We start from the raw sequence: 9,381 nt of genomic DNA, 5'->3' as shown, positions 1-9,381 counted from the left end.
CGTCCGCTCAGGACCGCCGCCCCGGAGCCGAGATGATCGAGTTCGACACCGTCAGCAAGTCCTTCTGGACCGGCGTGCAGCGCAAGGTCATCCTCGACCGTGTGTCCTTCCGGGTCGAGCTTGGCCGCTCGCTCGGCGTGCTCGCGCCCAACGGGACGGGCAAGACGACGCTGATCAAGATGATGGCCGGCCTCGAGAAGCCGGACGAGGGAGAGGTGCGCCGCCACTGCAAGGTCTCCTTTCCCCTCGGCTTCATGGGCGGGGTGATCTCGAAGCACTCCGCGCGCGAGAACGCGCGCTACATCGCGCAGCTCTACGGGCTCGATCCCGACTACGTGGAGGCGTTCTGCCGCTGGCTCTGCGGGCTGGAAGAATACTTCGATCAGCCGATCGGCACCTACTCCTCGGGCATGCGGGCGCGCTTCACCTTCGCGCTGATGCTGGCGCTCGACTTCGACGTCTACCTGATCGACGAGGGGATGCCCTCTTCCACCGACGCCGAGTTCAATCGCAAGGCGGGCGAGATCCTGCGCGAGCGGCTGCGCACCACCACGCTCGTCATCGTCTCGCACCAGCCGCAGGTGCTGGAGAAGTTCGCGGTTCAGGCGGCCGTCCTGCTCGACGGCAAGCTGCACATGTTCGACACCCTCGAAGAGGCTCGTCAGCTTTATGACTACCAGACCGAAGGCTAGGAAATTCCGCGTGCGTCGGTCCCCGGCCGCGGCCGCCGGGTCCGGCGCGCAGGCGCCGCGCGCGCACGACGCGGCCGAGGGCGCGGCGCCCCGGTCGGCGGCTGCGGGCGGCGCGGGCCTCAGCGGCGAGGTGCAGAGCCCCGCGGAGGTCGAGGCCGCGGCAGAGATCGATTCGATCCGCCGCGAGGGGCTCACCGGGCGGCAACTGCGCATGGCGCGCCGGGTCGCGCAGCGCCACGGGATCGCCGTGACGTCGGACCATGACGCGGTGCGTCAGCTGCGCGCGCGCGGCATCGACCCGTTTCAGCAGTCACGGATGCTGGAACTCGTGGTGCCCCGCGAACGCCGCCCGGAACCCGCCGCCACCGACACGGAGACCGCGGCCCTGCCACAGGTGCGCGAGGAGCCGTCCGGCGAGCGGCTGCCCGCCACCGAGCGCAGCCCGGCGGACCGTCGCGCGGACGAGATCACGCGCATTCAGCGCGACATCGCGCGCCGCCGGCGGCGCAAGCTCGCGCTTCTGCTGACGCGGCTCGCCTTCTTCGTGTTCCTGCCGACCCTCGTCGCGGGCTGGTACTTCTTCGCCATGGCGACGCCGATGTATGCCACGAAGTCGGAGTTCCTGATCCTGAAGTCGGACAGCGGCGGAAGCCCGGCGGGTGGCCTGCTGTCGGGGACGCAATTCGCCACGAATCAGGATTCGATCGCGGTGCAGTCCTACCTCGAATCGAAGGACGCCATGGTGCGCCTCGACGAGGACGAGGGCTTTCGCGCGCATTTCGCACAGCCCTGGATCGACCCGATCCAGCGCCTCGATCCCGACGCCTCGACCGAGACCGCCTACGACCTCTATGCGCGCAACGTCGAGCTCGGCTTCGATCCGACGGAAGGGGTCATCCGGATGGAGGTCCGGGCCGCCGACCCGGAGGTCTCGGCGCGCTTCTCGCGCGCGCTCCTGTCCTACGCCGAGGATCGGGTGGACAACCTCTCGCAGCGCAAACGCGAGAATCAGGTCGCCGACGCGGAACGCTCCCTCGAGGAGGCCGAGGCCGCGCGCCGCGAGGCCCAGCAAACGCTCGTCCAGCTTCAGCAGGAGGGCGCGGTCCTCGATCCCGAGGGCCGGATCGCGGCGCTGCGCGGGCAGATCAACAACATCGAGATGCAGATCCAGGAAAAGCAGCTCGAGCTCGCCGCGCTGCAGGACAACCAGCGCCCCAACGCGGCCAAGGTCGCAGGGGTCGAGGGCGACATCCGCCGCCTCGAATCGCTGCTCGGTCAGGTCAACGCGCAGATGACCGAGGCGACGACCTCGCAGGGGTCGCTCGCGGCGCTCGCCTCGCAGATCCAGCTCGCGCAGGCGGATGTGACGACGCGGGACCTGATGCTGCAGTCCGCGCTCGAATCGCTGGAACAGGCGCGGCGCGACGCCAACTCGCAGACGCGGTATCTCACGACATCGGTGCGCCCGCTGCCGCCAGAGGACCCGAGCTATCCGCGTGCGGTCGAGAACACGCTCTTGGCCTTCCTCATCTTTTCCGGCATCTATCTGATGATTTCGCTGACCGCCTCGATCCTGCGGGAACAGGTCTCGTCCTGACCCGGCGGGCGCGTCGGCCCACGACGATTGATCCCGGCCGCCCGCGGGTGGCCCGACCAGCGATAGACCGGCTGCGCCCGGCGCGGCCCCCGACAGAGGCCCCTGCCCATGCGTCCCCACCCCGAGAGCCGCCCGAACACCTGGGAATTCCTGTCCGAGCCGATGATCGCGCCGACCGGCTTCCGGGAATACGACGCGCGCTGGCGCTACCCCGAAGAGATCAACCTGCCGGGCATGACGGCGCTGGGGCGGGGCCTCGGCACGCAGATGCACCGCCGCGGCATCCGCCCCGAGATCGCGGTGGGCAACGACTACCGGGACTACTCGCTCGCCATCAAGCAGGCGCTGATCCTCGGCCTCGTGCAGGCCGGCATCCGGGTGAAGGACATCGGTCCGGCGCTGAGCCCGATGGCCTATTTCGCGCAGTTCCACCTCGACGCGCCGGCGGTGGCCATGGTCACGGCGAGCCACAATCCCAACGGCTGGACCGGAGTGAAGATGGGGTTCGAGCGGCCGCTCACGCATGGCCCGGACGAGATGGCTGAACTGCGCGACATCGTGCTCGCGGACGAAGGGGAATATCGCGAGGGCGGCGGCTGGGAAACGGTGGAGGGTGTGCGCGACGCCTATCTCGACGACCTCGCGGGCGATTTCCACCTTTCGCGGAAGCTGCGCGTCGTCTGCGCCACGGGAAACGGCACCGCCGGCGCCTTCGCCCCCGCGCTGCTGGAGCGGATCGGGGCCGAGGTCATCCCGCTCCATACCGAGCTCGACTACAGCTTCCCGAACTACAACCCGAACCCCGAGGCCATGGAGATGCTGCACGACATGGCCCGCGTGGTGCGCGAGACTGGCGCCGACCTCGCGCTCGGCTTCGACGGCGACGGCGACCGCTGCGGCGTCGTGGACGACACGGGCGAGGAGATCTTCGCCGACAAGGTGGGCGTCATCATGGCCCGCGACCTCGGCAAGCTCTATCCCGGCGCCACCTTCGTGGCGGACGTGAAATCCACCGGCCTCTTCGCCGCGGACCCCGAGCTTCAGGCGCTCGGTATCAAGGCCGACTACTGGAAGACGGGTCACAGCCACATGAAGCGCCGCGTCAAGGAGATCGGCGCGCTCGCGGGCTTCGAGAAGTCGGGGCACTACTTCCTCGCCGAGCCGGTGGGGCGCGGCTACGACGACGGGATGCGCGTGGCCGTCGAGCTCTGCCGGATCCTCGACCGCAACCCGGAACGCGCGATGTCGGACCTGCGCAAGGCCCTGCCGCGCACCTGGTCCACGCCCACGATGTCGCCCTTCTGCGGCGATACCGAGAAATACGAGGTGCTCGCGCGCATCGTCGGCAGGCTCGAGGCGAAGGCCGCGGCCGGCGAGACCCTGGGCGGGCGCGCGATCGACCGGGTGGTGACGGTGAACGGCGCGCGCGTGATCCTCGACAACGGCGCCTGGGGACTGGTGCGCGCAAGCTCGAACACGCCCAACCTCGTCGTGGTCTGCGAAAGCCCCGCGAGCGAGGACGAGATGCGCGCGATTTTCGCCGATCTCGACGCGGTGATCCGCACCGAGCCCGCGGTCGGCGCCTACGACCAGACGATCTGAGCCGGGCGCAACGCGCTTTCAAGCGCGTTGCCGCGCCGCATGCGCGGCGCGGGAGGGGGCGCTGCCCCCTCTTGGCCTGCGGCCAATTCACCCCCGGAGTATTTGAGCCAAGATGATGGGGCGGAGCGGCGTCATGTTCAGCGCGGGACGCCGCGCTGCGGCGACAGCCCCGTGACACTTGCGTGTGCCGGGCCTATAAGGCGCGCGACATTTCCACCATGGCGACGGACGGACTTCGATGACGCTTCAGGTTTTCGGCCACAAGGCTCCCGACACCGACTCCACCGGCTCGCCCATCATCTGGGCGTGGTACCTCTCCGAGGTGAAGGGCGAGGCGGCGGAAGCCGTCCTGCTCGGCGCGCCGAGCACCGAGGCCGCCTTCATGCTCGAGCGCTGGGGGCTCGAGACGCCACGCGTCAGCGAGCGATTCGAGGAGGGTGCCCCGGTGGTGATCGTGGACACCAACAATCCCGCCGAGTTGCCGGAGAACGTCAACGCGCTCGACGTGAAGGCGATCATCGATCACCACAAGCTGACGGGGGGCATCGAGACGAAGGCGCCGATCGAGATCACGGTGCGCCCGCTCGCCTGCACGGCGACGATCATGCACGACCTGATGGGGGCGGACGCCGAACGGATGCCCGAAGCCATCAAGGGCGCCATGCTGTCCTGCATCCTTTCGGACACGCTGGAGTTCCGCAGCCCGACCACCACGGACAAGGATCGCGCGGTGGCCGAGGGGCTCGCCGCCGATCTCGGCGTCGCGATCCCGGACTACGCCGCCGAGATGTTCGCGGCGAAATCGGACGTCTCGGCGTTTTCCGAGGCCGAGCTTCTGCGGATGGATTCGAAGGCCTACGAGGTGGGCGGTACCCGGTTCCGGGTGAGCGTTCTGGAGACGACGGGCCCGGAGCAGGTGCTGGCGCGGAAGGATGCGCTGATGTCGGCGATGCCGCAGGTGGCGCGCGAGGACGGCGTCGACCAGGTGCTCTTCTTCGTGGTGGACATCCTGCGCGAGGAGGCGACGCTGCTGGTGCCGGACGATCTCGTGAAGACGGTGGCGGAGAAGAGCTTCGGCGTCACCGTCGGGAGCGACACGGTGGTGCTGCCCGGCGTGATGAGCCGCAAGAAGCAGATCATCCCGAACCTCGCGGTCTGAGCCGCGCGCGGATCGGGGAGAAGATCGGGGGCGCCCGGCATGGCGCCCCTTTTTCACGCCGGAGGACCCATGGCGCAGATCATCGACACGCTCGACGGGATTTCCGCGGACTACGACGCGCTGCTCGTCGATCTCTGGGGGTGCGTGCACGACGGCGTTCAGGCGCTGCCCGAGGCGGTGGCGGCGCTGCGTCGCTACCGGGCCGAGCGGGGCGGCGCGGTGGTCCTCGTCACCAATTCCCCCAAGCCCCGCGCGGGCGTGGAGCGCCAGATCGACCGCATGGGCGTGCCGCGTGACGCGTGGGACGCCATGGCGACCTCGGGCGACAGTGCGCGGGCGGCGATGTTCCGCGGCGTCGCGGGGCAGAAGGTCCATTTCATCGGGCAGGAGCACGACCATGGCTTCTTCGAGCCGCTGAAGGTCCTGGAGGATCCGCTGGAGATCAGCCGCGTGCCGCTCGCCGAGGCGGAGGGCATCGTCTGCACCGGTCCCTTCGATCCGATGGCCGACCCGGAGGTGCTGCGGCCCGATCTGCTCGAGGCCAGGGCGCGGGGGCTGAAGCTGCTCTGTGCCAACCCCGACATCGTGGTGGACCGCGGCGAGGTGCGGGAGTGGTGCGCCGGCGCTGTGGCGGCGCTCTATACCGAAATGGGGGGCGAGAGCCTCTATTTCGGCAAGCCGCATCCGCCGATCTACGACCTCGCCTATCGCCGGCTCGCGGCGATGGGGCGCGCGGTGCCGCGCGACCGGATGCTCGCCATCGGCGACGGCACGCGCACGGACGTGGCCGGCGCGACGGGGGAGGGGATCGATTCGCTCTACATCACCGGCGGGCTCGCCCGGGCGGAGACGCGGACGCAGCGACAGCCCGACGCGCAGGCGCTGGAGCGCTGGCTCGCGGCCGAGCAGGTGTCGCCCGACTACGCCATCGGCGCGCTCCGATGACGCAGCGCACACTTCGCTCTTGCTTTTCTGCGCGCGCGAAGTAATGAAATTGCTGCAGGGCGCGTTTCGGCGTCCGATAATTTCCTGGGAAGTCCGGAGGGGCGGATGTTGGACAACCTGCCGCGGGGCACGATCTGCATCGAGGATATCGAGATGGGCATGACCCGTCACCTGCGGAAGGTGGTGACGGAGCGGGATATCGAGATGTTCGCCGAGGTCTCCACCGACCGGAACCCCGTCCATCTGGACGAGGACTATGCGCAGGACACGATCTTTCACGGGCGTATCGCGCACGGGATGCTCACCGCGGGGCTGATCTCGGCGGTGATCGGCGAGCAGTTGCCGGGGCACGGCACGGTCTACATGGGCCAGACGCTGAAATTCCTCGGCCCCGTGCGGCCGGGCGACACGGTTCTCGCCGAGGTCGAGGTGACGGCCATCGATCACGCCAAGCGCCGTGTCACGCTTGACTGCCGCTGCCGCGTGGACGGCAAGAAGGTCCTCGTGGGCGAGGCCACGGTGCTCGCCCCCTCGCGCAAGTTCGACTGACCGCTGCCGCCCGGCGGCCCGCCCCGCGCCGTTTCGCGTGACGCCGCGGCGCGGGGCGGGCCGCTTGCGCCCTGTGCCACGCGGCGCTACGTGGCTGACCCATGCGGATCGTGCGCGACCATCAGTTCACGGCACCCGAGGACCGCGGCGCCGCGGCCGCCATCGGGAATTTCGACGGCGTGCACATCGGGCACACGGCGGTGATCGACATCACCCGCGCAGAGGCCGCGCGCCTCGGCGCGCCGCTCGGCGTGGTGACCTTCGAGCCGCATCCGCGGGAATACTTCGCGCCCGCCGCGACGCCTTTCCGCCTGACCGGGCCGGAGGCGCGGGCGCACCGGCTGGAGAAGCTGGGCGTCGCGCGGCTCTACGAGCTCAAGTTCAACGCGGCGATGGCCGCGCTCACGCCCGAGGGATTCGCGGCGGAGGTGCTGCGCGACGGGCTCGGGCTGCGCCACGCGGTGGTGGGGCGCGATTTCTGTTTCGGCAAGGATCGCGCCGGCGACGTGGCCGACCTCGCCCGGTTCGGCGCCGCGATGGGCTTCGGCGTCACGGTGGCCGACATGGTCACCGAAGGGCCGACGCGCGTCTCCTCCACGGCGATCCGCAGGGCGCTGTCCGAGGGGCGGCCGCGCGACGCCAAGGCCCTCCTCGGCCATTGGCACCGGATCGAGGGGCCGGTGATCGGCGGCGAGCAGCGGGGCCGCGACCTCGGCTATCCGACCGCGAACATGTCGATCGAGGGGCTGCACCCGCCGCGCTTCGGGGTCTATGCCGTGCTGGTCGACGTGCTCGACGGGCCCCATGCCGGCACCTATCACGGTGCCGCCTCGATCGGCGTGCGGCCGATGTTCGGCGAGAACCGCGCCAACCTCGAGACCTACATCCTCGACTTCGCGGGCGATCTCTACGGCGCGCATCTCTCGGTCGCGCTGATCGATTTCCTGCGCCCTGAGGAGAAGTTCGACAGCGTCGATCATCTCGTGGCGCAGATGGAGACGGATTGCGCCCGCGCCCGCACGATGCTGGAGGCGTTGTGAGCCGCGATCCGATCGACCGCTCCGGCCTCGCGCCGCGTTTCTGGGAGCGCAAGCGCCTCGGCGAGATGACCCGCGCCGAGTGGGAGGCGCTCTGCGACGGCTGCGGCAAGTGCTGTCTCAACAAGCTCGAGGACGCCGACACCGGCGAGGTGGTGCTGACGCGGGTGGCCTGCCGGCTCTTCGACGATGAAACCTGCCGCTGCGGACAATACGAGATCCGCCACCAGTTCGTGCCCGAGTGCATCGTGCTCACGCCCGAGACGATCCCGGATCACCTCTACTGGCTGCCGGCGACCTGCGCCTACCGGCTCCTGCACGAGGGGCGGCCGCTTCACGACTGGCACCCGCTGATCTCGGGCGACCCGCGCTCCGTGCACGACGCGGGCGTCTCGGTTCGGGAGCGGACGGTGCCCGAGTTCGCGGTCGACGAAGACGACTGGGAAGATCACGTGATAGAGGAACCCCGCTGATGCAGTTCGCCTCCGACAACGCCGGCCCGGCGCACCCGCAGGTGCTCGAGGCGATGAGCGCCGCGAACGACGGCTACGCCAAGCCCTACGGCGCCGACGAGGTGACCGCGCGCGTCACCGCGCAACTGCGCGAGATCTTCGAGGCGCCGGAGGCTTCGGTGCATCTGGTCGCCACGGGCACCGCCGCCAACGCGCTGGCGCTCGCCACGCTGTCGCAGCCGTGGCAGGCGATCTTCTGCACGCCGGTCGCGCATATCCACGAGGACGAGTGCAACGCGCCGGAGTTCTACTCGGGCGGCGCGAAGCTCGCCCTTGTGGGCGAGAGCGACCGCATGTCGCCGGAGGCGCTCCATGCCGCCATCGCCGCCGAGGAGAGCCGCGGCGTGCACGGGCCGCAGCGCGGGCCAGTCTCCATCACGCAGGCGACGGAGCGGGGCGGCGTCTACGACACCGACCAGATCGCGGCGCTGGGCGCGGTGGCGCGCGACTTCGGGCTGAAGATGCACCTCGACGGCGCACGCTTCGCCAACGCGCTCGTCGCGCTGAACGCCAGCCCGGCCGAGATGACGTGGAAGGCCGGGGTGGACGCGGTGAGCTTCGGCGCCTCCAAGAACGGCTGCCCGGGCGTGGAGGCGGTGATCTTCTTCGACCCGGCGGTGGCCTGGGAGTTCGAGCTGCGCCGCAAGCGGGGCGGGCATCTCTTCTCGAAGTACCGCTACCTCGCCGCGCAGATGGAGGGGTATCTCTCCGGCGGGCTCTGGCTCGACAGCGCGCGGCGCGCCAACGCCGCCTGCGCGCGCCTCGCCGAGGGGCTGCGCGCGCTGCCGGGCGTTTCGTTCCTGAATGAGCCGCGCGCGAACATGCTCTTTCCGCGGATGCCGCGCGCGATGCACCGGCGCCTCATCGAGGCCGGGGCGCAGTATTATCTCTGGGAGGGATCGCTCGAGGGCGACGACCCGGAGGAGGCGCTCACCGCGCGGCTGGTCTGCGACTGGTCGATTCCGGACGCCGAGATCGACCGCTTCGTGGAGATCGCGCGCGGCTGAGGCGGGCGGGCGGTTTCTCGCTGCGCGACGTTTACTCCGCGCCCTTGCCGAAGAGCCCGGTGAGCGCCCGGTGGACAAGGCGCGAGACGCTCGGCGCGGCCACCGCGCGGAAGGGCAGGGGGCGGCAGACCTCCATCGCGGCGACGCCGACGCGCGCGGTGAGCGCGCCGTTGACGATCCCTTCCCCGAAGCGGCGCGAGACGCGCGACAGCAGGCTCCCGCCCGCGACCGAGTGGATCAGGTCGTCGCCCACCGCGACCGCGCCGGTGGCCACCAGATGC

10 protein-coding genes are annotated in these 9,381 nt (G+C 70.2%); 9 read left to right on the top strand and 1 reads right to left on the bottom strand.

What is annotated here, in order from left to right; translation table 11 throughout:
- The first annotated feature begins 32 nt into the window (after nucleotides 1-32).
- The 9 genes from ACESL7_RS09145 to ACESL7_RS09105 all read left to right on the top strand — a co-directional run bounded on the left by ACESL7_RS09145 (nucleotide 33) and on the right by ACESL7_RS09105 (nucleotide 9,100).
- On the top strand, nucleotides 33-692 hold the full coding sequence (locus ACESL7_RS09145) for an ABC transporter ATP-binding protein (protein WP_372893014.1): 660 nt from the start codon (nucleotides 33-35) through the stop codon (nucleotides 690-692).
- The gene (locus ACESL7_RS09140; protein ID WP_372893013.1) at nucleotides 670-2,289 is read left to right on the top strand and encodes a capsule biosynthesis protein; all 1,620 of its coding nucleotides are present in this window, start codon (nucleotides 670-672) and stop codon (nucleotides 2,287-2,289) included. The genes ACESL7_RS09145 and ACESL7_RS09140 overlap by 23 nt, the downstream gene beginning before the upstream one ends.
- A 108-nt stretch (nucleotides 2,290-2,397) precedes the next feature.
- Nucleotides 2,398-3,891 (top strand): phosphomannomutase/phosphoglucomutase, encoded by a 1,494-nt coding sequence (locus ACESL7_RS09135; protein ID WP_372893012.1) that lies wholly within the window; start codon nucleotides 2,398-2,400, stop codon nucleotides 3,889-3,891.
- A gap of 238 nt (nucleotides 3,892-4,129) precedes the next feature.
- Complete coding sequence (locus tag ACESL7_RS09130; RefSeq protein ID WP_372893011.1) at nucleotides 4,130-5,050, top strand: manganese-dependent inorganic pyrophosphatase; 921 nt, start codon at nucleotides 4,130-4,132, stop codon at nucleotides 5,048-5,050.
- Between the two features lie 69 nt (nucleotides 5,051-5,119).
- Nucleotides 5,120-5,995, top strand: coding sequence for a TIGR01459 family HAD-type hydrolase (locus ACESL7_RS09125; RefSeq protein WP_372893010.1), 876 nt, complete (start codon nucleotides 5,120-5,122; stop codon nucleotides 5,993-5,995).
- A gap of 105 nt (nucleotides 5,996-6,100) precedes the next feature.
- Entirely contained in the window at nucleotides 6,101-6,544 is a 444-nt protein-coding gene (locus tag ACESL7_RS09120; RefSeq protein ID WP_372893009.1) for a MaoC family dehydratase, read from the top strand.
- 101 nt (nucleotides 6,545-6,645) lie between these two features.
- Nucleotides 6,646-7,584 (top strand): bifunctional riboflavin kinase/FAD synthetase, encoded by a 939-nt coding sequence (locus tag ACESL7_RS09115; protein WP_372893008.1) that lies wholly within the window; start codon nucleotides 6,646-6,648, stop codon nucleotides 7,582-7,584.
- A complete protein-coding gene (locus tag ACESL7_RS09110) occupies nucleotides 7,581-8,054 on the top strand; it encodes a YcgN family cysteine cluster protein (protein WP_372893007.1) in 474 nt (157 codons plus the stop codon). The genes ACESL7_RS09115 and ACESL7_RS09110 overlap by 4 nt, the downstream gene beginning before the upstream one ends.
- Nucleotides 8,054-9,100: a threonine aldolase family protein gene (locus tag ACESL7_RS09105; protein WP_372893006.1), complete on the top strand. Its 1,047-nt coding sequence runs from the start codon at nucleotides 8,054-8,056 to the stop codon at nucleotides 9,098-9,100. The genes ACESL7_RS09110 and ACESL7_RS09105 overlap by 1 nt, the downstream gene beginning before the upstream one ends.
- A gap of 31 nt (nucleotides 9,101-9,131) precedes the next feature.
- On the opposite strand, the gene ACESL7_RS09100 is transcribed toward ACESL7_RS09105, so the two are convergent.
- Nucleotides 9,132-9,381 (bottom strand): DUF697 domain-containing protein (locus ACESL7_RS09100; protein ID WP_372893005.1); only part of this gene is annotated, 250 nt, incomplete at its 5' end.

This window comes from Rhodosalinus sp. (genome assembly GCF_041685465.1).
GTDB lineage: Bacteria > Pseudomonadota > Alphaproteobacteria > Rhodobacterales > Rhodobacteraceae > Rhodosalinus.
The sequence above is the reverse complement of the archived record's forward strand: the minus strand, read 5'-3'. Positions and strand labels throughout refer to the sequence as shown.

Bases quoted from the DNA above. Each gene is read 5' to 3' on its own strand.
- ACESL7_RS09145 (WP_372893014.1), top strand. From the start codon at position 33: ATGATCGAGTTCGACACCGTCAGCAAGTCCTTCTGGACCGGCGTGCAG.
- ACESL7_RS09140 (WP_372893013.1), top strand. From the start codon at position 670: ATGACTACCAGACCGAAGGCTAGGAAATTCCGCGTGCGTCGGTCCCCG.
- ACESL7_RS09135 (WP_372893012.1), top strand. From the start codon at position 2,398: ATGCGTCCCCACCCCGAGAGCCGCCCGAACACCTGGGAATTCCTGTCC.
- ACESL7_RS09130 (WP_372893011.1), top strand. From the start codon at position 4,130: ATGACGCTTCAGGTTTTCGGCCACAAGGCTCCCGACACCGACTCCACC.
- ACESL7_RS09125 (WP_372893010.1), top strand. From the start codon at position 5,120: ATGGCGCAGATCATCGACACGCTCGACGGGATTTCCGCGGACTACGAC.
- ACESL7_RS09120 (WP_372893009.1), top strand. From the start codon at position 6,101: ATGTTGGACAACCTGCCGCGGGGCACGATCTGCATCGAGGATATCGAG.
- ACESL7_RS09115 (WP_372893008.1), top strand. From the start codon at position 6,646: ATGCGGATCGTGCGCGACCATCAGTTCACGGCACCCGAGGACCGCGGC.
- ACESL7_RS09105 (WP_372893006.1), top strand. From the start codon at position 8,054: ATGCAGTTCGCCTCCGACAACGCCGGCCCGGCGCACCCGCAGGTGCTC.